Source organism: Maritalea porphyrae (genome assembly GCF_027213965.1).
Lineage (GTDB): Bacteria > Pseudomonadota > Alphaproteobacteria > Rhizobiales > Devosiaceae > Maritalea > Maritalea porphyrae_A.
In genome coordinates this window covers 20584-42616 of sequence record NZ_JAPWGX010000003.1, presented here as the reverse complement: position 1 = coordinate 42616, position 22033 = coordinate 20584, and the positions used below count along the sequence as shown (strand labels likewise).

The following is a 22033-nucleotide window of genomic DNA, read 5'->3' as shown; positions in this document are numbered from 1 at the left end:
TGTCGTGCTACGCAGAAGCGACCAAATCAGCACCACTAGGGTTAGCGCTGTTTGCTGGTTTCACTTCTGACGTAATTTCTTGTCTGCTGTCGGCCATTCCAAACTGGGCACAGACTTTTGATGCCAATTCAACAGCTGTTGCCGCTGCCATTGTCCACCCCAACGTGCCGTGACCACAGTTTACAAATCCATTTAAAAGTGCCGTTTTGGACACAATTGGCTGAGAATTTGGTGTAACGGGCCGATGCCCGACCCACGGTTCTCCATCGCCATCCATTGCGGCCAAACCGGGAAATCGCTTAGTCAAAACCGACCTGAGTTGTTCAATGCGTGCAGGCGCAACGCTGGCCGCATCGTACCCGATATCTGCCAAACCAGCGATACGAAGCTTGTCGCCAAGCGGGCAAAGAACAGCTTTCGCTTTAATATCTGTAACACTGTGCTTTGGGGCATTCGCGCCGAGACGGTAAGTCAAGCTGTACCCCGCAACAGGGACTATTGACAAACGAATACCCAATTGTTTTGCAAATCTGGAGCTCCATTGACCGGCAGCAAAAACAAACGCATCCGCTTCAATATCACCCCTGTTTGTTTTTAGGGCACGTATGGCGCCATTACGAACATCGACAGACGTCACCTCATGCGAACGTAAAAAGCGATTGTTCGGCGAGGCCGTCAAAATAAGGTCCAATGCCGCTCTTGCAAAACGTTGGGGGTCTCCAACCTCCTCATCCGGCGAGTATAGAGCCCCCGCCATCTCCCCACCAAAACAACCCAGCGCTGGCTCCACCTCAACAGCTTCACCCGGTGTCAGAACTGATTGTCGAATACCCATGGTGCGTTTGAGGTCAATTAGCGGCTTTTGTCCCTCGATCGAGGCCTGATCTGGCAAGATTTGCAGCTTGCCACTAACCTGATGATCAAAATCAAAATGATATCGATTTTGCCAAATATCCATTTGCGCTTTCGAGCGCAATGCAATCTCTAAACTCGATCTTGTATTGGCAATAAATCGATTTGCTGTTCCCTCACGTAAGAAAGAAATTAGCCAAGATAAGTTATGAGGCGTCGGTTTGAGGCGAAACTTCAACCCAGCTTCCTGTCCAAGCAGAATTCGACCTGCCATCGCAATTAATCCCGGCGCCGCCATCGCGTCTGCATAGCCATAGCTCAGCTGTGCACCATTGCTTTTACTTGTCGCTTGGCTCACGTCGTCGAGCTGATCAACCAACACCACATGAAAGCCACTTTCGACCAAAGCCAAAGCACTGGTAACACCAACAATACCGGCACCCAGCACTGCAACAGTTGGTTTTTGCGAATGCGATTGAGTTTGAAATAGCGTCATTGCAGCGTGCCCAAAGGCCGCGCGCCAAATGACAAAGGATGCGCGAAACACCTTTCAAATCGGTTCTGGTCAACACCTTCAGTAAGCAACCCAAGATACATCGACAACACTCGCACCATCCAGCCTCAGTCTTGCCAGATTAAGCAATTCCTTTTCAAAAGGTAAATAATAATACATTGGCTTCTTATAATCTCAGGTTATAATAAACCTGAAACTTGGAGCCCATCAAATGCGCTTAAGACACATCGAAATTTTTCACACAATCATGGTTGAAGGCTCCATCAGCGGCGCGGCGAAAGTACTCAATATTTCGCAACCCGCCGTGAGCACAGCCCTGCGGCACGCAGAAGATCAACTGGGCTTCCAGCTGTTTCACCGCCAAGGCAAACGAATTGTACCTAGCCATGAAGCAAAACTGCTATTCGCGCACACCGAAACGCTGATGCAGCAGGTCGACCGGGTGAGCCAGATTTGCGAAAATATCAATGAAGGTATTGGCCTCACCATAAAGATTGGCGTCGTGCCCGCACTTTCGTTCCAGCTTTTGCCTTTCGCCTTAGCTGCCCTGCGCCAAGCATTCCCTCACATCGCCATTACAGCAAACGTCATGCGTTATGATGCGATGCGCGAAGCGTTGATGCGCAAAGATATCGACATTGCATTGTCCTTTTATGGTGGCGACATACCGGGGATGCGCACCCATAAAATTGGTAGAGGGCGATTTGTTGTTGTTAGCCAGCGCGGCCGTGCAGACGTGAAGCGCACGCCAGATATCTCCTTGGTGACCAAAGAAGACTTTATTTCGATTGCGGACAGCGGGCCATTGGGCAAATTACTCGACATGGCGAAAGACAACGCAAGTCTGCGCGCCAGCCCTCAGTTGGCCACCGAAACCTATCACACAGCGATTTCATTGGTGAAAGTTGGCATGGGAATTACAATAGTTGACATTTTTTCTGCCCGCGCCAATGCAGCGGCAGACATCGAAATTACAGAGACCAAAAACATGCCCGGATATGATGTGTCTGTCAGTTTTTTACCTAACAGCGACAAATCATCCTTGTTGTACGCATTCAAGGAAATGCTGACACGCACCGCACTACAGATTATTTAGAAGAACTGTTGAGGCTTTCTAAGTGCTCAAGATTTGCAATTGTTGAAAGCATGATGCGGTCGTGGCTCCATTCGCTGGGTTGTTGCAACAACAGCAAAATCAGCATCGCCGCCAAACTCATGGTCAACATCAGACCAATATGGCCAAAACGCAAGCTTTTGCGCGCGCTTGGCAATTCAAGGGCGTAGAGTATCCGATATTCCAAACTCGATTGCCCACGACGCGCCAAATGCCGTTTTGGTTCCACAAAGGGCACTGCCAACGCATTATTGCGAGCTTTGGTTTGAGCCATATTTTTGGCTACGCTCAAAAGCGTTTCGCAATAGCGACGCTTGTTAAAGGTTTGCCGCGACAACAGCGCAGCGTCACAAAGCAATTCCCGCAGCACATTCAACCTTTTGCGGAACATAGAAAAAGCGGGATTCCAAAACATGAGTGGATGCACAAGGCTCCAAACATATTCCCAAGTCACATCACCATGCCGAATGTGTTGCATTTCATGGGCAATCGCAATGCGCATTTTCCAAGCATCGCCAATCATTGCAACCGGCATCACAACATAAAACGAACGCCAACCTCGGGTCGTAAACGGTACCTCCACACGGTCTGATGCAACAACTTGAACCCGGCCAAGTTTCTTAAGGGGGAAGCTATTGTTAAGAATACTGTGAAGCGAAACGGCATTCGCCCCTAACCTGGCAACAAAAAAGCCAAAGGCTGCGGCACCAAGGCCCAAGCCCAGAAGCGTAACCCAACTGTCGCGATGGATCAGTTCATCAACCGCTGCGCCTTTCGCACCAATGAGGCTCTGGAATTGTCGCGCGCTCATATCAACACCACCGCCCAAATACCACGAAACCAACAAATCCGTGACATTTGCATGGGCAGGCAATAGGCCAGACCCAACGCGGACGAGAACTGGGGCCAAAACAGCCAACCCGATAAAGGCAATAATTAGATTTTGTTCTGATTGAAAAGAAAACCGATAACCAATGCGCGATAGCCCAAATCGCACCGTGATCCAAACGCCAAAGGTCGCCAATAGCGCAATGTTTACATCGATATAATAGTTTACCAACGCACTAACCATTGCTCTTCTCTTGCTTGTCATCCAGCAAAGAACGGATTTGCTCAATCATCTCATCGGTGAGCATTTCATCGTCAACCAACCGCGCAACCAATGCACCAGGTGCACCATCAAAAAGCGATTTTGACATCTGGCGAATAGAGCGGCCCTGATATTCATTTTTTGAAAGCACAGGCGTGTAAACCAGCGCGCGATCTTTCTTGTCGCTGGCAACAAATCCTTTTTGTTCCAAGATCCGCATTACCGTGGCACCAGACGTGTAGGCACGGTCAACTTCCGCATCCATATTGGCCATAATTTCGCGCACGGTTCCTGATCCGACAGCCCAAAGGCCATTCATGAATTCAAGTTCAACACTGGTCAAAAAATCTGGGTCGTGCTTGCGGGCCATCGTTCACTTTTCATTGTTACAAATTTATCATCTAAAAACTTAGTACATATGCGCGCCCCTTGGCAAGCAACATGTGTTTAGTCAGGATTTATCCCTGAAAAAGCAAACGCTTAACCGCCAACTGCCAGCCAGCATACTTCTCATCCGCCAGTTTTTTATCAACATTCGGCTGAAACTGATGCTCTAGCGACCATTGTTCAGCGAACTCTTCGGGCGCACCACAAAGCCCAACGCTTAGCCCCGCTAGATATGCAGCACCCAAAGCCGTTGTTTCTGTCACAACCGGACGATCCACCGGTGCTTGCAATTGATTGGACAAGGCCTGCATCGCATAGGCACTTTTCGCCATGCCGCCATCAATCCGCAACACGGTTTGCTCTTTCGCCCCCCAATCCTCGCTCATCGCTTCAATTAAATCGCGGGTCTGAAAACCAACGCTTTCCAATGCCGCCTTTGCAATTTCTTCGGGGCCAGTGTTTCGAGTAAGTCCAAATATCGCACCCCGGCATTCAGCGTCCCAGTAGGGTGCGCCAAGCCCAGTGAATGCGGGCACAAAATAAACATTTTCGGTTTGATCAGCCGCTTCTGCCAATGGACCCGTTTCTGCAGCACTTCGGATCATTTTCAATCCATCGCGAAGCCATTGCACAACAGCACCAGCGATAAAAATCGAGCCTTCCAGCGCGTAAGTCGGCTTGCCATCCAATTGATAGGCAATGGTCGTCAAAAGCCGATTGTTTGACAACACAGGCTTTTCGCCCGTGTTGAGCAGAACAAAACAGCCCGTACCATAAGTTGATTTTGCCATCCCCGGTTTAAAACAAGCCTGACCAACTGTTGCCGCCTGCTGGTCACCCGCCACCCCACGAATGGGAATGCCGACACCCCCGAAAAGATCATCCCGCGTAACGCCAAAATCATCAGAGCAGTCTTTAACCTCAGGCATCATGCTTTCTGGAATGCCAAACAGTGCCAAGAGGTCTTTATCCCAACACCCGTCCATGATGTTATAAAGCATGGTGCGGGCTGCGTTTGTTGCGTCCGTGGCGTGTACCGTCCCACCAGTTAAACGCCATATCAAGTAGCTATCCACGGTTCCGAATAGCAGTTCGCCGTTTTCGACCCGCTCGCGCGCACCTTCAACGTATTGCAAAATCCAGTGTACTTTTGTGGCCGAAAAATATGGGTCCAATAAAAGACCCGTTTTTTGGCGCACCATTTCTTCATGGCCCGCATCACGCAATGACTGGCAGTAATCCGCCGTACGCCGGTCTTGCCAAACGATGGCATTGTAAACAGGCTTGCCGGTTTTCTTATCCCACACGATGGTGGTTTCGCGTTGATTGGTAACGCCAATCGCCGCGATATCTCGCGGCGAAAGGTTCTGTTTTTCTATGGCGAGATGGCACATGGCGACAGTGGTTGACCAAATCTCTTCTGGGTCATGTTCCACCCAACCCGACTGGGGGAATATTTGCGGAAACTCCTCTTGCCCAGTCGCTAGCGGGTTAAGTTGATCATCAAAAACAATCGCCCGACTTGATGTTGTGCCCTGATCAATTGCCAGAATATAGTTTGCCGTCATTTAGATCTGCTCACGCTTTCCAAAAACAAAATGTGCCCCAGCATATCGCTATTCCCAACGGTATCCATAGGGGAGTGCCAAAAATCCCCAACCAAGCGAGAAAAATACATGCGCTACCCAAAAGCGTTAGGAATAATCTATCGCCTCGCGTCGTCACAAGTCCCAGCGCGCCTTTACGTTCATCGCCACCCGGTTTGCGGATTTCAAGAACCGTCAACACACCCATTGCGGAAAAAATACCAACAAACACCAACGCCGTCGGCCACGTCCATGCCATCCAACTCAGCATTATACTCTCCCCATCGCGAAACCCTTCGCGATATAGTTGCGCACGAAATAGATCACGATGGCCCCTGGAATGATTGTCAGCGTACCAGCGGCCGCCAACAATCCAAGTTCATAGCCCGCGTTTGATGCGGTTTTGGTCATAGTTGCAGCGATTGGTTTTGCGGCAACGGCGGTTAGCGTTTTGCCCAAAAGCAATTCAACCCAGGAGAACATGAAGCAGAAAAATGCAGCAACCCCGACGCCGGCTTTGATCGATGGAATGAAAATGGTGACGAAGAACCGTGGGAACGAATATCCATCAACATAAGCGGTCTCATCCAACTCTTTGGGGATTCCTCCCATAAAGCCTTCCAAAATCCAAACCGCCAATGGGATGTTGAACAAACAGTGCGCAAGCGCCACTGCTAAGTGGGTGTCAAACAATCCAACAGAGGAATAGAGTTGAAAGAATGGCAGGGCAAATACCGCCGCCGGGGCCATCCGGTTGGTCAACAACCAGAAGAACAATTGCTTATCACCCAAAAACCGATAGCGCGAGAACGCGTAGGCGGCAGGCAATGCAACAGCAATCGAAATTATCGTATTCAACGTCACATAGATAATCGAGTTGACATAACCCATGTACCACGTTGGATCGGTGAAAATCACCGCGTAGTTCGCCAACGTGAATGTTTCGGGAAAAAGTGAGAACCCAGACAAAATCTCGTTTGTGGTTTTAAAACTCATCGCCACCAGCCAATAAATGGGCAGCAACAAAAACAAGATATAAGCGATGGTTACAAGTGATCGTTTTTGCATCAATTCGCTCCTATCGCGCATCATCTTTGGTCATCAGCGTGAAAAACAGCCAACTAACCAACAAGGTGATCGCGAAGTAAATAAGGGACATGGCAGCCGCAGGACCAAGGTCGAACTGACCCAGCGCAATTTTTACCAAGTCAATGGACAACAATGTGGTTGAGTTACCTGGCCCACCACCTGTCAAAACAAATGGCTCTGTGTAGATGTTGAAACTATCGATAAAGCGCAACAGCACAGCAATCGTAAGCACGTTCTTCATCTTGGGCAGTTGGATAAATCGGAACACAGCAAAGTTGCTCGCCCCATCAATTTTCGCCGCCTGATAATAAGCTTCGGGAATGGACACCAATCCCGCATAGCTCAACAGCACCACCAAAGACGTCCAGTGCCACACGTCCATCACAATAATGGTAACCCAAGCCGCAAAAACGTTTTGCGTCATATCATAGGGGATACCCATCACATGGTTTAGAAAATAGCCCATCAAGCCAATATCTGGCAGCGTGAAAATATTCCACATTGCGCCAACCACGTTCCAAGGGATCAGCATCGGCAACGCCATCGTCACCAAGCAAACGGAGACCCAAAAGCCTTTGCGCGGCATCGACATGGCAATCGCCACACCCAGCGGAATTTCAATCAACAAGATCAATCCGGTGAACATGAATTGACGGCCAAGTGCTGCGTGAAAACGCTCGGAGCGCATCAAGTTTTGGAACCAATCCAGGCCTTGCCAAAAGAAAAGGTTGTTTCCAAACGTCTCCTGCACTGAATAGTTGACCACCGTCATCATAGGGATCAACGCGTTGAACGCAACCAGCAGCAACACTGGCAGAACAAAGAACCAAGCTTTTTGATTTTGCGTTTTCATTATGCGGCTCCTTTGGCATTGGTTGCCAACCAACCATCGGCATAAAGCCGGGTTTGTTCGGTCTTGAAGTCTAGAAAAACCTCGTCGCCCTGGTTGGGCACATCATGTTCCACAATCACCGCAACTTTTTGCTCTCCCACCATGGCTTCAACCACATTGTGGCGGCCAACGTCTGCGACTTTGCGGACGTGTGCTCGCAACCCGTCTTTAGCCAAAGAAACATATTCTGGCCTGACGCCGATTTCTGTTTTTCCACCAGCGCCTTTTACAATTTCGCCTTCTAAAGCCACATGTTGCCCGTTGAAAAACGCGGCTCCAGCCTTAACTTCACATGGCAAAACATTCATGCCCGGCGAGCCAATAAAGTGGCCAACAAATGTGTGGGTGGGGCGCTCGAACAACTCAATTGGTGTGCCAATTTGCACAATTTCACCATCTTGCATCACCACAACTTGGTCAGCAAAGGTAAGTGCTTCAGTTTGATCGTGGGTCACATAAATCATGGTGGCCCGAATGCGCTGATGTAGTTCTTTTAACTTCGAACGCAGTTTCCATTTCAGATGCGGGTCAATCACGGTGAGCGGCTCGTCAAACATCACCACATTCACATCGTCGCGCACCAGCCCGCGTCCCATCGAGATTTTCTGCTTATTGTCAGGCGAAAGACCTGCGGCGCCTTGAGTCAGCATTTCACTCACTTCAAGCATTTCGGCAATTTGTTTAACCCGCACATCAACGTCCCGCTCTGCCATGCCACGGTTGCGCAACGGGAACGCAAGATTATCGTAAACGGTCATAGTGTCGTAGATCACTGGGAACTGAAACACTTGCGCAATGTTGCGCTGATCCGGAGGCAAATGCGTGACGTCTTTATCGTCAAACAAAATCCGACCTTCTGAGGGCACACGAAGTCCCGAAATAATATTAAGCAATGTGGACTTGCCACATCCTGATGGTCCTAAAAGCGCATATGCGCCGCCATCGTTCCAATCCAAATCAATTTGCTTCAAGGCATAATCTTGCGGACCTTTAGGTTCCGCAAAATAACTATGTCGCAACTGAGACAGGGTAATTTTAGCCATGATTGTCTCCTATCCGACCAGCGTGCCATCAGGCGCGAACACAAAGCACTTTGATGGATCCATAAAGAATTGATGATCTTCGCCAACCTGGTAAGGGTGCACACCGCGCGCCAGCGAAACCCAATTGGCCATTTCCGCTTTAAAATGCGCGCTAGATTCAGATCCACTCAACTCGGTAACCATCACATGCCCTGTAATTGGCACGCTGGCTTCATCCGTTTGAAAAGGCAGTACATGGTTTGCCCGCACGGCAATCTTATACTCGCCATCTTTTAGGTCTGCGGCATGCCCTATAAGGTTCCATGAGATATTGAACCCCATTTTCGCGGTGCCACCGCGCTTCTCAATCTGCGCAACATTAATCGGCGGGTCAGAAAAAATCTCAGCTGCCAACAGCGTTTCAGGATGGCGATAAATATCGGCCGTGGTGCCAAATTGCGCCACCGAACCATCATCCATCAATGCGGTTTTACCGCCAAGCAGCAAAGCCTCTTCAGGTTCTGAAGTGGCGTACACCACCACAGCGCCCCGCCCCGCAAAAAGCTCTGGCAATTGGTCGCGCAACTCTTCGCGCAATTTGTAATCAAGATTGGCAAGCGGTTCATCCAAGAACACGGCCTTGCTTTCCTTTGCAATCGCCCGTGCCAACGCACAGCGCTGTTGTTGACCACCCGACAATTCGTGTGGACGACGAAAAAGCATGGGTTTTAGCTGCAAGATCTCAGCAGCTTCGGCAACCCGATCCTCAAGTTCAGACTGGGCCATCCCTGCCACGCGCAAAGGTGAAGCGATATTGTCAAAAACACTCATGTGCGGGTAATTGACGAAAAACTGGTGGACCAACGAGATATTGCGCTTTTGGGTATTTTGCGCCGTCACGTCCTCACCATCCATCAAAATTTGGCCACTTGCCGTTGGATCAAGGCCAGCCATCAATTTAATCAGGGATGTTTTGCCTGCACCTGTTTCGCCAAGCAATACGTTGAAATGCCCTGTTTCAAGAACCAGGTTTACCGGCTTGATGTGCAGGTCCGCCCCTACCCGCTTAGTGACATTTTTAAGTTCGAGTGCCATTGCACACCTACTCTTATTTCTGCCGCGCAATCAGTTCAGCGCGCAGCCTTCAACCCTTTTGCCAAAGGGTTGGGAAAACTGTGAAAGAAAGCTGGAGCCCTTAGGCTCCAGCAGACAAGGTCAGAAGAGTTCTGACTAGGGAGTTCGCTTACTGCGAATTCCAGCGGGCAACGAGCTCGTCATAGTTGACGGTTTGGCCTTGCGGCTTTTCGTTGTCCAGTTTTGGCTTCGCACCACCGTTGGCGAACCACCACTCAGCATCACGCTCTTCATTCAAGCGCGGACCACAGCCACCGTATACACCAGCAGCTTCGTCAGCTGCCTGCATGCGGGCCATTGTGATGTCCATCTCTTCAGCCAAACGGTTCATCGCTTCTTGTGGTGTAAAGGCACCAGAATTCACGTCACCAATTTGCTGCCACCAGATTTGAGCAAGCTTTGGATAATCTGGCACGTTAATGCCAGTTGGAGACCAAGCTACACGATCAGGTGAACGGTAGAATTCGACCAAACCACCAAGTTTTGGTGCACGTTCGGTGAAAGATGCGTGGTTTACTGAGCTGTCACGAATGAAAGTCAAACCAACATGAGACTTCTTCACGTCAACGGTCTTTGACACAACAAACTGAGCATAGAGCCAAGCCGCTTTTGCGCGATCAAGTGGTGTAGATTTCAGGATTGTCCATGAACCCACGTCTTGATAGCCAACTTTTTGACCCTCTTCCCAATATGGACCATGTGGGCTAGGCGCCATCCGCCATAGCGGGTTACCAGCATCATCAACAGTGTTATTGCCTTCAGATTTTGGCTTCACCATGTCGGCAGTAAAGGCTGTGTACCAGAAGATTTGCTGAGCAACGTTACCAATGCTCAACGCTGGCAATGATTGGTAGAAATCAAATGCAGCTGCACCTGGAGGCGCATAAGCTCGCAACCATTCATCCCACTTGCGGATCGCATAAACAGCCGCTGGGCCGTTTGCTGCACCACCGCGCGTTACTGACGCACCAACAGGATTACAAGAACCCTCTTCCATGCGAATGCCCCATTCATCAATCGGCACACCGTTTGGCTCACCTTTTGAACCAGCACCAGCCATTGAAAGCCAGGCATCCGTCATCCGCCAACCAAGGTCAGGGGCACGCTTACCATAGTCCATGTGTCCATAAACTGTGGTGCCATCAATATCGACAACCTTCGTTGTAAAGAATTCAGCGATATCTTCATAAGCTGACCAGTTCACTGGCACGCCTAGATCATAACCATACTCTTTTTTGAAAGCTGCTTTGATGTCTTCACGATCGAACCAGTCTTTACGGAACCAATAAAGGTTGGCAAATTGCTGATCTGGCAACTGATAAAGATCGCCATCAGGACCAGTGGTAAACTGCGTGCCCATGAAATCTGCAAGATCAAGCGTTGGGTTGGTAACGTCCGCGCCTTCGCCCGCCATGAAATCGGTCAAGTTGTACGCAAGTTGCAAACGTGAGTGTGTGCCAATCAAGTCACTGTCGTTCACATAAGCATCATATAGATTACGCTTTGTTTGCATCTGCGTTTGAACCGCCTGCACCACTTCGCCTTCACCCAAAATCTGGTGATTGACTTTAATTCCGGTAATTTCTTCAAACGCTTTGGTCAGAACTTCTGACTCATAAGAGTGCGTTGGAATGCCTTCGGACAGCACATTGATCTCCAAACCCGAATAAGGCTTGGCAGCATCAATGAACCATTGCATTTCACTCATTTGCTCTGATTTTGACAAAACTGACGGCTGAAATTCAGCGTCAATCCATTTTTTAGCTTCGTCAGCACCCGCGAATGCTGACCCAGTACCTGCGACAACGGCTATAACCGCTGCTGCGCAGAGAAGATGCTTCTTCATCTTGTCCTCCCATTGAACTTAAGCCAGAAACCTCCAGCTGCAACAATATTCATTCGAACTACTATATTTGTCAAACTATTTTTTTAGTAGAAGGTTTTTCGTTGTAATTCCTACATTTTTCCCACATCGCATTAACGCGTATGTTCATATTTTCAATTTACATGTTCAAATGAACATACTAAGTTCAATTCGCTTGACGCAAGGAGAAACCGCATGTTGCAGCCAGAGCGGCTCGAAAAAATCATAAAGATGCTCAATCAGAATGGCCAAGTGGACGTCATTTCGCTTGCTGATTCATTTGATGTGACAGAGCAAACCGTTCGTCGCGATCTAGCAACCTTATGTCAACGCGGCCTTGCCACACGCATGCACGGGGGCGCACGTCGCCTCGCTTCAACAGCCTCATTGAGTTACGAAGCGCGGCGCATGAACAATATTGCCGCTAAAAGCGCCATCGGCCGCAAAGCCGCTGAACTCATTCCAAATGCCAGTTCGCTTATTCTGAACATCGGCACCACCACCGAGCAAGTCGCCAGCGCGCTCACGGGCCATAAATACTTGAGCATTATCACAAACAACATCAATATTGTCAGCATCATGCAAGGCGCCGAATTGAGCGCGCTTATTCAAGTCGGAGGCATGGTTCGACAAACCGACGGTGCGGTCGTTGGCGAAGAGGCAGTTGAATTCATATCGCGTTACAAAGCGGACTATGCCGTAATCGGCGCTTCATCCATTGACGATGATGGATCGATTTTGGACTTCGATTCGCGTGAAGTTGCGGTTGCCCGCGCGATTCTGAAAAACGCCCGCACACGCATTTTGGTCGCGGATCAATCCAAATTTGAAATAAACGCACCCGTTCGTATTGCCTCCATCGACGAGCTCGATTTTGTCGTAATGGACAGTAAACCCTCATCCGCCTTCGCAAAGGCGGCGGCTGATGCAGGCACACAGATTCTAGTTGCAGGAACACAAAAATGAAAAATCCACAGAACGAAATGACCTATGACCTATTCATCATTGGCGGCGGTATAAATGGCTGTGGTATTGCGCGCGACGCAGTGGGACGTGGTCTATCTGTCGCCCTCGCCGAAATGGACGATTTGGCATCCGCCACATCGTCCTCTTCCACCAAACTTTTTCACGGTGGTCTGCGTTATCTTGAGTATTTTGAGTTTCGCTTAGTTCGCGAAGCTCTGATTGAGCGCGAAAACCTCTTGGTCGCAATGCCACACATTTCATGGCCCATGCGTTTCGTTTTGCCGTACCACCCAGACATGCGCTTTGAAAGCGACACCCCAACGTCAAAACTTTTGACCATGTTTATGCCTTGGATGAAAGGGCAACGCCCCGCCTGGCTCATTCGTCTTGGTCTATTCATGTATGACAATTTGGGCGGGCGAAAAATTCTACCAGGCACCAAAACAATCGATCTAACAACGGCCCCTGAGGGCGACCCGATCGACAACAAGTTCGAACGTGCTTACGAATATTCAGACTGTTGGGTAGAAGACTCTCGTCTTGTTGTCCTTAATGCCCGCGACGCGCAGAACCGTGGTGCCAATATCATGACGCGCACTAAGGTTGTTGATGCCGTATCCGAAAAAGGCATTTGGACAGTAACCACAGAAAATCAAATCACCGGCGAACAGCAAGAGTTTAGAGCAAAGCTGCTGGTCAATGCAGGCGGCCCGTGGGTCGAAAACATTATCCGCAATGTCGCCCACATCAAAACCAACGAAGGCGTCCGCTTGGTACGCGGTTCCCACATTGTCACCAAAAAACTGTTTGATCACGACAAAGCATACTTCTTCCAAGGAGAAGACGGTCGCATCATCTTCGCCATTCCTTATGAGCAAGACTTCACACTGATCGGCACGACAGACCAAGACCACGCGGACGTGGATACAAAACCCGAATGCACCCCTGAAGAACAAGAATATTTATGCAAATTCGCGTCGCAGTATTTTGAAAAGCCAATAACGCGCGATGATATCGTTTGGACCTATTCTGGCGTGCGCCCGCTCTATGACGACCATGCCTCATCCAGCACCGCCGCCACCCGCGAATATGTGCTTAAGCTTAATGAAACCGGAGAAGCACCGGCCTTAAACATTTTCGGCGGCAAAATCACCACCTATCGCCGTTTGGCCGAAGCCGCGATTGAGAAATTTGACAGTTTCTTCCCCAACATTGGTGCAGAGTGGACCAAACGAGTTCCCCTACCCGGCGGGGACTTTGCCCACGATCAATTTGAAGAGTTGGTCCGAAAATTACAAAGCCAACTCCCCTTCTTGGATCATAAAACCACCCACCGCCTCGTGCGCGCCTACGGAACTGACGCCCAAAAAATCTATTGCAATGCAACAAAAAAAGAGGACCTTGGCACCGATTTTGGTCACGGCATTTATGCTGGCGAACTCGATTGGGTCATTACCAACGAATGGGTTATGACCGCCGAAGACTATTTATGGCGCAGAACAAAAATGGGGCTTCATGTTGATAAACAAGAAGCCGCACAGATTGACGCCTATATCGCTGAACGGATCACCAAATAAGGGAATGCAAATCAATATATCGCTTTTCCCAATCACCTTGAATTCGTGCAACAAAACTGAGGGCGAAGCGATCAGTTGAGATTACCATTCGCCCGTCACCGGCCTATAGAACCAATCTTTATCACTCGCTATTGTGCGTCTGTGAATTGGCGCATATGCTCTTTTCAGCTGCACATATCTATTGCGGTGGGGAGCAAAAATAAGCCACAAAACAAAACCGGAGTTATCCTTCGTGAACAACACGCCAAAAGTTGTTCAACTCAAGCGTTAGCAAGGGGCACAGCACACAATTCCCCATCTGCGAGCCAACGCTAAAACCAAATAGACTTCAGACGATTACCTATGGAAAGGGCACAATCGGGATGCCAAGAAGAAAGAACCCAAACGCAAGCGGAGATCTTACTCAAACTGCGTATGTCGGCATTCGTCAGATGCTATTCCACAACGACTTGGTGCCAGGTCAAAAAGTTCCATTTAAAGAGCTTGCTGAAGAAATGGGCATGAGTGTAACCCCATTCATCCAAGCGCTAAAGTTCCTTGAATTCCAGGGCATCGTAAGACGTGAACCCAACAAAGGATATTTCATTGAACCGCTTAGCCTAAGCGAGATCAAAGAGCTGTACAATTTTAGACTGCTTCTGGAGAGTTCCTTGTTGGAACGAGCAATCGAAAATCTGGACAAGCAGGGCGAAGAAAAGCTGAAGGAGTCCCATCAGCAATATATGAACGCGCTTGAGGGTATGTTCATGAACAAGAAGCTGGTGGCGGATATGAACTTCCACCTCACAATTGCCGAACTCTCCGGACAATCTTTGCAAAAAAGAGCGCTGCAAAATGTGTTTGATATTCTGCATCTCAAGTATCAAATTAGTCTAAGATATGTGACCGGATCGAAATCAAATGAGAACGATCATGGCAATATCCTGAATGCTATTTTGGAACGTGACACAAAATTGGCAAAAAAGCTGCTCGAACAGCATATCCAGTCAAGTGGCAAACATTCATCAGATAACGTCAGCCGCATGATCGAGGAAAAAGCAGGGATTCAATTTTGAACCCCTGCCCAAAAGGTGCTTAAATAGAGTCAGCGTAGAACTGCTCGATGGTTTTTAGGTGTGTCGGATCCAGGTCCATTTCGCGGGCGCCCTCAAGCATGCCTTTGACATATTCTTTTGAAGGCTGGAACGGGCCTTGAGGGTCAATAACTTGGTAGAGTTCTGTTGAATGAAGCTTATTGTCCTCGCCCACGGCCAAGAACGTACGGCGCTCATAATCCCCAATGTAGAAACCAGGTTTCACATCTAATTCCAGCAGCTCTTTTTCGGGCACGTCAAAAATCACCCCATGTACCACTTTGCCTGGCGCCAGCATGATATTGCTGATGCCAGCTTGCTTGGTTTTGGAAAAAAAATTGAACTGGATTTCGTGGTTAGGAATATACGCTTTCATCACATATTTCGCGCTTGGAAGTATCTCCTTCAAGAAACTCATCTGTAAATTTGAACCATAACCAAAGTGTAGCATGTGCAATCCTTCATTGTTTCTCTAGTTGCAAAAAGTGGACCAGCCGCTGTTCCAATGAAGACGTATTGGCGTGAATGCCAATCGCTCTAAGTTCACTGGAAACATCGACCGGTAATTCCTGGTCTTGAATTTTTTGATTTAGTACACCGCCGAAAAGCACGGGTTTTTTGATCGATTGCTTGGCCATCTCAGCATTGATTGTCTTGCCAAAATCTAGAGCCATTCCATTGTGCGTGCTCACCAGAATGGCGTCCACATCGTCTTCTTTAGCGCGCGCAACAATGGTTTGCGCGTCAACCTCTGCCCCAAGATTGACAACATTTGCCCCGCCGCTATCCAGCAGCCAATTCAGCACAAGCAAGGCATGTTCGTGCACATCGCTTGATGCCAATAACAAACGTTTCCCAGCTATCCGGTCGACCACCTTTGGCTTGGAAAATGCAGGCAAGTGCTGTTTGTACGTTCCAATTGACTGCGCAAAAATATCCGTTGGCACCGTGGGAATACGGTTGCGCGGTTGTGACGGGTCCTCAGCGCCTGCACCAAAAATCTCTTCGAACAAAGCCGGGCCAATTTCCTTTAAGGCATAAAGCATCTGCAAAGGATTGCGCACGTCAATACCAGCCTCTTTGAAGCCATGAAGCGCGCGTTCAAATATGCCACGCCCCTCCTTGACGATGGTATCCGCGAATGCTTCAGCTTCAGAAAAATCAACTTTGTCGACCAAATGACGCGCGGTTTTTTCGACACGATTCCCCAAAATTTGGGCTTCGACAATTTCTTGCGCAGATGGCGCTCGCACCGCTTCGGTGACAGGTAGGGGCAACACAGCATGACCCGTTGGGCATTTGAGTTGCGCCATAATATCCCACAGCATGTACTCGGCGATCATGCCGCGATTTTCGTCAAAATCCTGCGTGAACGAAATTGTGTCACCATAAAACATTGAGCCAACGCATTTGCCCTTGTGAATTTTATCAAGCGCAAATACCCAACCTGCCCGCTTGATGGGGTCTGATGTTAGACCGCCGATACAATGGGATAGCTTCGCGCCAAGCAGTTCTTCAACGATGTAATGCTCAAGCATCGCCCAACCGGCGATCGTAGCGCAGTCAAAAAACAACGCGCCATATCCGTCTTCTAAGTAGGAATGCAAGGCAACACCTTGATCCCGAAAACGCCCCAACAGTGCAATGGCTTTCGTCGTTTCAACGGCTGTGTGAATATGGTCATGCCAACCGGGTGCCTGATGCGCAAAATATTGAGACAGGTTGCCAATTGTCGTCACCCCTGCCCGTAGCGCTAAAACACTATTCGTGACTGACGAGGGAAAGCCGATCATGAAATCGCCCATGTGGGGCTGGATAGGCGTATTCTGACCAATCCGTTGCCAATCTGCTTGGCTTTCCAACATTGGGCCCGTTTCAGCGGCCGCACCAAGGCGCAGCTTCTCAGGTAAAGCCATGCGACGATCAAGACAAAGTCCCGCTCGATGAACAGCAAATCCCCTTGATTTCAATTCACGATCAACAAAGCCGAGAGCGTCCTCTGTCAACTGCCAGCTGCCCATGCCAATATGGGCGTGATAGGTGATTTTGTTTTGCTTCATACACGCCTGTTTAAACTCCAACTCAGAGCTTACATCCCAAGCATCCATTGCCGCAGTGCGGCCTACGCGCAAGCCATCGGCTATCTGAGCGCTTTGTTCAAATAAGACGCCCATGGCAGGCAATGCGCTTGATTTGATCGTTTCAATCTTGTGTAAAAACTGCTCAGTTGCCATCATGATTTCTCACCTTGCCCGGCCTTTTCCATTCGCTCTCGAACGGCATCAAGTGCGTGTCCGTACGCTGAGAGGCCGCCGCGCTTTTCGATAATATTTTGTCCTTGTTCGGAGATACCGCCAGGCGTCGCCAACGAGGTCCAAATATCTTCCAAAGACTTGTCGGGCTCCTGCGCGGCCATGTGAGCTGCGCCAAACATAGTCTCCACCGCAAACGCGCGCGCTTGCTCAGGCTCAAGCCCCGCAGCAACACCCCACTTGCTCGCGTGGTCAAGCAAAGGAATGAGCCATGCAAAAAAGGCACCTGTAAGGGCTGAAATGGCACCAAACTGATCTTCGCTTGGCAAAACATGGACTTGGCCTAAAAAGAACAACAAACGTTCGGCCTTTTCGTTTGCTGGAAATAGCGCTGTGGGACTTAAATTGTGCTTCACACAGGCTAACGGCAAGCTGCGCACCGCAATAGCAGGCGCACTCCATTTTTGCAGATCGGCAAGCCCTACCCCGGCAGCCACACTCAAAACGATCTGCCCTTGGCTGAAATCACAAGCAGCAATTGCTGCGCTAACGTCTGCGGGCCGCGTTGCAACCACAATGATTGAAGAGGCATCGACGAGCGATTGCACTTCATCGTGCACGCACAAGCCCGAACGCTTTTTTGCGAAGGCAATGGCCTTTTCATGAGTGCGATTGAAAAGGTGGATTTCATAAGGGGCTTTTGCGGTCAGCAGCCCCTCAATCATATATTGTGCAAGATGACCGCAGCCGACAAAACCAATTGAAACGCGCGTCATGCCAACTCGCCTTTTTTGGGTGTACCAAGTGAAGTGTCAGCTTGTTTTGTCGACAAGTGGCAAGAGACTTGATGCTCTTCATCAACGAACTCGAGCGAAGGCCTTTCAACCTTGCACTTCGCCATGACGACAGGACATCGGGGATGAAAGTGGCAACCAGACGGAGGCGCAAACGGACTTGGCATCTCACCTTTGATTGTCTGGCGTTCTTCTCCCCGTCCCTTAGGATCAGGAACCGGGATCGACGACAATAGCGCTCGCGTATATGGGTGCTTGGGCGCACTGAAGACTTCATCATATCTCGCCGCCTCAATAATCTTGCCCAAATACATAACAGCGACCCGATCCGCCAGGTGTTCGACAACTGCCAAGTCGTGGGAAATGAACAAATACGATAGGCCAAATTCTTCCTGTAAATCGATCAGGAGGTTTATGATTTGCGCTTGGATCGATACATCCAATGCTGAAACAGCCTCATCGCAAATGATGAGCTTGGGGTTCAACGCCAGCGCGCGAGCGATTCCGATGCGTTGCCTTTGTCCACCTGAAAACTCGTGCGCATATCGGCTAGCGTGTGCGGGGTTAAGCCCTACCCTGTCTAAAAGCATATCAATTCGCTCACGTCGATCTTGTGGCGCCATGCCATGAATCTTGAGCGGTTGATCAAGTGTTTGGAACAGGCTCATGCGTGGGTTGAGCGACGAAAATGGGTCCTGAAATACAATTTGGATCTGTGAGCGCAGCTGCAGTTGCTCTGCGCGTGACAAATGATCAATACTGGTGATTTCGCGCCCTTCAAACAAGATTGAACCACCGGTAGACTTAACCAAATTGACAATGGCCATACCAGTGGTGGTTTTGCCACATCCACTTTCGCCAACTAGCCCCAGCGTTTCACCACGCCCAATGGAAAAGCTCACGCCATCCACCGCTTTAACGGGAGCGCTTGCCTCACCAAAATGCACCTTCAAATCCGACACTTCTAACAAAGGCGCCTCTCTGTTTTCAGCGCTCATGGTGACGATCCTTTTTAGTCAAATCAAAGTGACAACGAACCGAGCGTCGTGCCCCAACAACTTCCATCGAGGGCGCTGACGTTGAGCAGATTTCTTGCGCATAATCACAACGTTCGCAAAATGCACAGCCCGCCGGCAAAGCCAGCAGATTTGGCACTGTGCCAACTATTTCTTCCAAACGAGTGCGCTGCTTGGTCCTTGTGCGTAACCCCAGTTTTGGCACAGCGTTAATGAGTGCCTTTGTGTAGGGATGTCGCGGTTGCTCAAATATTTCGCGCGCATAACCAGTTTCAACAACTTGCCCCGCGTACATGACCACCACATAATCAACAATCTCAGCCACAACGCCCAGATCATGAGTGATTATGATCACCGACATCTCGTTTTCGCTTTTTAGGTCTTGAATGAGATCAAGGATCTGACCTTGAATGGTAACGTCCAACGCTGTCGTAGGCTCGTCTGCGATGAGCAATTGGGGCCGACACGCCAAAGCAATGGCAATCATTACACGTTGCCGCATGCCGCCAGAGATTTGATGCGGGAATTCATTATAGCGCCGTTCCGGCGCTGAGAGCCCAACTTTTCGCAGCATTTCAATCGAAAGGCGCTTCGCCTCTGCTCGATCGACTTTGAGGTGTCGCCTAAAGACCTCGCCAACTTGATGGCCAACCTTCATAAGCGGGTTCAGCGAACTCATGGGTTCTTGAAAAATCATGGAGATCGCATTTCCCCGCATTTCCCGCAACTTATGCTCATCAAGCTGCAACAAATCTTGCCCATCAAAAACAATCTCACCTGATGAGATGCGACCGGTTCGTTTTGCGATCAATTGCATAATTGAAAGTGCAGTCACACTTTTGCCCGAACCAGATTCACCAACAATGGCAAGGGTCTCTCCTTGCTCAAGTTCAAACGAAACACCCCGCACCGCCGGAAGGACGCCACCTGCCGTTGCAAAATCTACGTGCAAGTCGACAACCTTGATCGCACAGGTTAAATCGGTCGAATTGGGGATATTAGATTTCATCATCTAACCCCACCCAATTTGGTCGCACCAACGCTTTTTGGGTCAAGCAAATCACGCAGGCCATCTCCAAGCATGTTAAATCCAAGCACTGTGACAAAAATCGCAATGCCGGGGAAAATCGACAACCAAGGCGCAACGAACAGCAGGTCCCGTGCTGATGAAAGCATACCTCCCCAGCTCGGTGTTGGCGGTTGAGCGCCAAGTCCTAGAAAGGAAAGCGCTGCTTCGAGCAAAATGGCTTCAGCAGAGCCCAACGTCGCAATTACAAGAACTGGCCCCAAAATATTCGGCATGATCTGCGTAAACATTATGCTGGCACGGCTATAGCCCAGGGATTTAGCGGCTTTGACATAGTCTTTCTTTTTGTCTGAAAGCACCTGCGCCCTGGTAATGCGGCAAGTATATGCCCAGTTGGTCAACCCCAATGCGATAAATAGGTTGATCAAACCCGGCCCCAACGCGGCCATGATGGCGAGAGCGAAAACAATTACGGGGATCGACAACATAATGTTGGTCAGCCCCATGATCAGGTCATCCCAAAACCGCCCCATATAACCTGCAACTAATCCAAGACTTACGCCGATTATGGTGTTGAGAATTTGCGTGACAAGGCCAACGCTGAGTGAAATCCGTGCGCCATGAATGACACGAGACAATACGTCTCGACCATTCGTGTCGGTGCCAAATAAAAACTCGCCGCCTGGTGGCATCTCAGAGTTCATCAGATCGGCGTCAAATACGGGATCAAACGGCGCGAGAAGCGGCGCTGCGATAGCCATGAGCACAACAAGCACTACAATGGTGCCGCCGAACATAAGATTTTTATGGGCGAAAATTGACTTTAGCATCATTCAAAATCGATCTGTGGGTTTATGGCGCGGTAAAGAATGTCCACCAACAGATTCACTGTGAGGAAGACAAAGATAATCACCAACAAGCAACCTTGAGCGACAGGTATGTCGCGCTGAAAAATAGCTTCCACAACAAGTGAACCAATGCCGGGCCAAGAGAACAGGCGTTCCACCACCACCGTTTGACCGATGAGTGAACCAAACAACAAACCAGCCGTCGTCAAAATCAGCACAAAAGCGTTGCGAAAAACATGCCTTACATTAATTGCAAGCTCGCTCAGCCCTTTGGCGCGGGCGGTGCGCACATAGTCCGAGGTCAGGACCTCTATCACTGCCGCTCGGGTGATGCGGGCAAGCATCGCCGTATACCCCAGCCCCAAAGTGAGCGCTGGCAGCACAAGATTGGCTAGTGAACCATTGCCATAGCCGGACGTGGGCAGCAAGTGCAGCATAAACCCAAAAAAGTACATCAAAAGGATACCCAGCCAAAACTGGGGGATCGACACCCCTCCAACAGCGACCACTGTCAGCAGCATATCCATCCAAGTGCCTTGCTTTAGCGCTGCAAAGAAACCTAAGGGCACTCCAATCAGTAGAGCGATCGAAATTGCGGCGAATGCCAGTTTAAGGGTTGCACCTAATCTGGAAAACACAACTTCGGACACATCATACCGCCGCAGGTAGGACTGCCCCATGTCTCCTTGCGCCAGCCGCGTAATGTACTGCACATAACGCTGAACAATCGGCTTATCCAACCCCAGTTCCGCTTTAATTTGCTCCACCACTTCTGGAGCCAATTCAAGACGACCTGCCGAGCTCAGCGCAGCGTTTCCAGGAATGAGGTTGAGCAACAAAAACATGATCAGCGATATCCCTAAGATGGTAGGGATAAACTGGAGCAATCGTCGCACGATGAAAGCGAACATGACGCAATTTCTCTGAATGTGAGGG

General features: G+C 49.6%; 21 protein-coding genes. 4 read left to right on the top strand and 17 right to left on the bottom strand.

The window, feature by feature from the left end:
• Window positions 1-7: 7 nt before the first annotated feature.
• A complete protein-coding gene (locus O4H47_RS09080; RefSeq protein WP_269393665.1) occupies window positions 8-1348 on the bottom strand; it encodes an FAD-dependent oxidoreductase in 1341 nt (446 codons plus the stop codon).
• 229 nt (window positions 1349-1577) lie between these two features.
• Here O4H47_RS09080 and O4H47_RS09075 point away from each other — a divergent pair, with 229 nt between their 5' ends.
• Complete coding sequence (locus O4H47_RS09075) at window positions 1578-2462, top strand: LysR family transcriptional regulator (RefSeq protein WP_269393664.1); 885 nt, start codon at window positions 1578-1580, stop codon at window positions 2460-2462.
• Here O4H47_RS09075 and O4H47_RS09070 read toward each other — a convergent pair.
• The 9 genes from O4H47_RS09070 to O4H47_RS09030 form a co-directional block, all read right to left on the bottom strand.
• Window positions 2455-3552 carry a M56 family metallopeptidase gene (locus tag O4H47_RS09070; RefSeq protein ID WP_269393663.1) on the bottom strand — a complete coding sequence of 366 codons (1098 nt, stop codon included), beginning with the start codon at window positions 3550-3552 and terminating at the stop codon, window positions 2455-2457. The two genes, O4H47_RS09075 and O4H47_RS09070, sit on opposite strands and share 8 nt — an antisense overlap.
• On the bottom strand, window positions 3545-3940 hold the full coding sequence (locus O4H47_RS09065) for a BlaI/MecI/CopY family transcriptional regulator (protein WP_269393662.1): 396 nt from the start codon (window positions 3938-3940) through the stop codon (window positions 3545-3547). Before O4H47_RS09065 ends, O4H47_RS09070 begins: the two co-directional genes overlap by 8 nt.
• 88 nt (window positions 3941-4028) lie before the next feature.
• Window positions 4029-5525 carry a glycerol kinase GlpK gene (gene glpK / locus O4H47_RS09060; protein WP_269393661.1) on the bottom strand — a complete coding sequence of 499 codons (1497 nt, stop codon included), beginning with the start codon at window positions 5523-5525 and terminating at the stop codon, window positions 4029-4031.
• Between the two features lie 10 nt (window positions 5526-5535).
• Complete coding sequence (locus tag O4H47_RS09055) at window positions 5536-5814, bottom strand: DUF2160 domain-containing protein (RefSeq protein WP_269393660.1); 279 nt, start codon at window positions 5812-5814, stop codon at window positions 5536-5538.
• The gene (locus tag O4H47_RS09050; protein WP_419719608.1) at window positions 5814-6611 is read right to left on the bottom strand and encodes a carbohydrate ABC transporter permease; all 798 of its coding nucleotides are present in this window, start codon (window positions 6609-6611) and stop codon (window positions 5814-5816) included. The genes O4H47_RS09055 and O4H47_RS09050 overlap by 1 nt, the downstream gene beginning before the upstream one ends.
• A 10-nt stretch (window positions 6612-6621) precedes the next feature.
• A complete protein-coding gene (locus O4H47_RS09045) occupies window positions 6622-7485 on the bottom strand; it encodes a carbohydrate ABC transporter permease (RefSeq protein WP_419719607.1) in 864 nt (287 codons plus the stop codon).
• Window positions 7485-8567, bottom strand: coding sequence for an ABC transporter ATP-binding protein (locus O4H47_RS09040; protein WP_269393658.1), 1083 nt, complete (start codon window positions 8565-8567; stop codon window positions 7485-7487). The genes O4H47_RS09045 and O4H47_RS09040 overlap by 1 nt, the downstream gene beginning before the upstream one ends.
• Before the next feature lie 9 nt (window positions 8568-8576).
• Window positions 8577-9641, bottom strand: a complete 1065-nt coding sequence (locus tag O4H47_RS09035) for an ABC transporter ATP-binding protein (protein WP_269393657.1) — start codon at window positions 9639-9641, stop codon at window positions 8577-8579.
• A gap of 148 nt (window positions 9642-9789) precedes the next feature.
• Window positions 9790-11526 carry an ABC transporter substrate-binding protein gene (locus tag O4H47_RS09030; protein WP_269393656.1) on the bottom strand — a complete coding sequence of 579 codons (1737 nt, stop codon included), beginning with the start codon at window positions 11524-11526 and terminating at the stop codon, window positions 9790-9792.
• Between the two features lie 213 nt (window positions 11527-11739).
• Here O4H47_RS09030 and O4H47_RS09025 point away from each other — a divergent pair, with 213 nt between their 5' ends.
• The 3 genes from O4H47_RS09025 (at window position 11740) to O4H47_RS09015 (ending at window position 15142) form a co-directional block, all read left to right on the top strand.
• Window positions 11740-12510, top strand: a complete 771-nt coding sequence (locus O4H47_RS09025; RefSeq protein ID WP_269393655.1) for a DeoR/GlpR family DNA-binding transcription regulator — start codon at window positions 11740-11742, stop codon at window positions 12508-12510.
• Window positions 12507-14087 (top strand): glycerol-3-phosphate dehydrogenase, encoded by a 1581-nt coding sequence (gene glpD / locus O4H47_RS09020; protein ID WP_269393654.1) that lies wholly within the window; start codon window positions 12507-12509, stop codon window positions 14085-14087. Before O4H47_RS09025 ends, glpD begins: the two co-directional genes overlap by 4 nt.
• 362 nt (window positions 14088-14449) lie before the next feature.
• The gene (locus tag O4H47_RS09015; RefSeq protein WP_269393653.1) at window positions 14450-15142 is read left to right on the top strand and encodes a GntR family transcriptional regulator; all 693 of its coding nucleotides are present in this window, start codon (window positions 14450-14452) and stop codon (window positions 15140-15142) included.
• Window positions 15143-15161: 19 nt separating this feature from the next.
• Here O4H47_RS09015 and O4H47_RS09010 read toward each other — a convergent pair whose 3' ends face one another.
• The 7 genes from O4H47_RS09010 to O4H47_RS08980 are packed head-to-tail and all read right to left on the bottom strand — an operon-like array spanning window position 15162 to window position 22008.
• A complete protein-coding gene (locus tag O4H47_RS09010; RefSeq protein WP_269393652.1) occupies window positions 15162-15611 on the bottom strand; it encodes a gamma-glutamylcyclotransferase family protein in 450 nt (149 codons plus the stop codon).
• 10 nt (window positions 15612-15621) lie between these two features.
• Window positions 15622-17397 (bottom strand): cobalamin-dependent protein, encoded by a 1776-nt coding sequence (locus O4H47_RS09005; protein ID WP_269393651.1) that lies wholly within the window; start codon window positions 17395-17397, stop codon window positions 15622-15624.
• Window positions 17394-18188 (bottom strand): pyrroline-5-carboxylate reductase family protein, encoded by a 795-nt coding sequence (locus O4H47_RS09000; RefSeq protein WP_269393650.1) that lies wholly within the window; start codon window positions 18186-18188, stop codon window positions 17394-17396. The genes O4H47_RS09005 and O4H47_RS09000 overlap by 4 nt, the downstream gene beginning before the upstream one ends.
• Complete coding sequence (locus tag O4H47_RS08995) at window positions 18185-19204, bottom strand: ABC transporter ATP-binding protein (RefSeq protein WP_269393649.1); 1020 nt, start codon at window positions 19202-19204, stop codon at window positions 18185-18187. The genes O4H47_RS09000 and O4H47_RS08995 overlap by 4 nt, the downstream gene beginning before the upstream one ends.
• On the bottom strand, window positions 19194-20234 hold the full coding sequence (locus O4H47_RS08990; RefSeq protein ID WP_269393648.1) for an ABC transporter ATP-binding protein: 1041 nt from the start codon (window positions 20232-20234) through the stop codon (window positions 19194-19196). The genes O4H47_RS08995 and O4H47_RS08990 overlap by 11 nt, the downstream gene beginning before the upstream one ends.
• A complete protein-coding gene (locus O4H47_RS08985) occupies window positions 20231-21079 on the bottom strand; it encodes an ABC transporter permease (RefSeq protein ID WP_269394370.1) in 849 nt (282 codons plus the stop codon). The genes O4H47_RS08990 and O4H47_RS08985 overlap by 4 nt, the downstream gene beginning before the upstream one ends.
• A complete protein-coding gene (locus tag O4H47_RS08980; RefSeq protein ID WP_269393647.1) occupies window positions 21079-22008 on the bottom strand; it encodes an ABC transporter permease in 930 nt (309 codons plus the stop codon). The genes O4H47_RS08985 and O4H47_RS08980 overlap by 1 nt, the downstream gene beginning before the upstream one ends.
• Window positions 22009-22033: the final 25 nt, after the last annotated feature.

What these genes read in the sequence shown, in the direction of transcription:
- O4H47_RS09080 (WP_269393665.1), bottom strand. Translation starts at nt 1,348, where the DNA reads ATGACGCTATTTCAAACTCAATCGCATTCGCAAAAACCAACTGTTGCA.
- O4H47_RS09075 (WP_269393664.1), top strand. Translation starts at nt 1,578, where the DNA reads ATGCGCTTAAGACACATCGAAATTTTTCACACAATCATGGTTGAAGGC.
- O4H47_RS09070 (WP_269393663.1), bottom strand. Translation starts at nt 3,552, where the DNA reads ATGGTTAGTGCGTTGGTAAACTATTATATCGATGTAAACATTGCGCTA.
- O4H47_RS09065 (WP_269393662.1), bottom strand. Translation starts at nt 3,940, where the DNA reads ATGGCCCGCAAGCACGACCCAGATTTTTTGACCAGTGTTGAACTTGAA.
- glpK (WP_269393661.1), bottom strand. Translation starts at nt 5,525, where the DNA reads ATGACGGCAAACTATATTCTGGCAATTGATCAGGGCACAACATCAAGT.
- O4H47_RS09055 (WP_269393660.1), bottom strand. Translation starts at nt 5,814, where the DNA reads ATGCTGAGTTGGATGGCATGGACGTGGCCGACGGCGTTGGTGTTTGTT.
- O4H47_RS09050 (WP_419719608.1), bottom strand. Translation starts at nt 6,611, where the DNA reads ATGCAAAAACGATCACTTGTAACCATCGCTTATATCTTGTTTTTGTTG.
- O4H47_RS09045 (WP_419719607.1), bottom strand. Translation starts at nt 7,485, where the DNA reads ATGAAAACGCAAAATCAAAAAGCTTGGTTCTTTGTTCTGCCAGTGTTG.
- O4H47_RS09040 (WP_269393658.1), bottom strand. Translation starts at nt 8,567, where the DNA reads ATGGCTAAAATTACCCTGTCTCAGTTGCGACATAGTTATTTTGCGGAA.
- O4H47_RS09035 (WP_269393657.1), bottom strand. Translation starts at nt 9,641, where the DNA reads ATGGCACTCGAACTTAAAAATGTCACTAAGCGGGTAGGGGCGGACCTG.
- O4H47_RS09030 (WP_269393656.1), bottom strand. Translation starts at nt 11,526, where the DNA reads ATGAAGAAGCATCTTCTCTGCGCAGCAGCGGTTATAGCCGTTGTCGCA.
- O4H47_RS09025 (WP_269393655.1), top strand. Translation starts at nt 11,740, where the DNA reads ATGTTGCAGCCAGAGCGGCTCGAAAAAATCATAAAGATGCTCAATCAG.
- glpD (WP_269393654.1), top strand. Translation starts at nt 12,507, where the DNA reads ATGAAAAATCCACAGAACGAAATGACCTATGACCTATTCATCATTGGC.
- O4H47_RS09015 (WP_269393653.1), top strand. Translation starts at nt 14,450, where the DNA reads ATGCCAAGAAGAAAGAACCCAAACGCAAGCGGAGATCTTACTCAAACT.
- O4H47_RS09010 (WP_269393652.1), bottom strand. Translation starts at nt 15,611, where the DNA reads ATGCTACACTTTGGTTATGGTTCAAATTTACAGATGAGTTTCTTGAAG.
- O4H47_RS09005 (WP_269393651.1), bottom strand. Translation starts at nt 17,397, where the DNA reads ATGATGGCAACTGAGCAGTTTTTACACAAGATTGAAACGATCAAATCA.
- O4H47_RS09000 (WP_269393650.1), bottom strand. Translation starts at nt 18,188, where the DNA reads ATGACGCGCGTTTCAATTGGTTTTGTCGGCTGCGGTCATCTTGCACAA.
- O4H47_RS08995 (WP_269393649.1), bottom strand. Translation starts at nt 19,204, where the DNA reads ATGAGCGCTGAAAACAGAGAGGCGCCTTTGTTAGAAGTGTCGGATTTG.
- O4H47_RS08990 (WP_269393648.1), bottom strand. Translation starts at nt 20,234, where the DNA reads ATGATGAAATCTAATATCCCCAATTCGACCGATTTAACCTGTGCGATC.
- O4H47_RS08985 (WP_269394370.1), bottom strand. Translation starts at nt 21,079, where the DNA reads ATGCTAAAGTCAATTTTCGCCCATAAAAATCTTATGTTCGGCGGCACC.
- O4H47_RS08980 (WP_269393647.1), bottom strand. Translation starts at nt 22,008, where the DNA reads ATGTTCGCTTTCATCGTGCGACGATTGCTCCAGTTTATCCCTACCATC.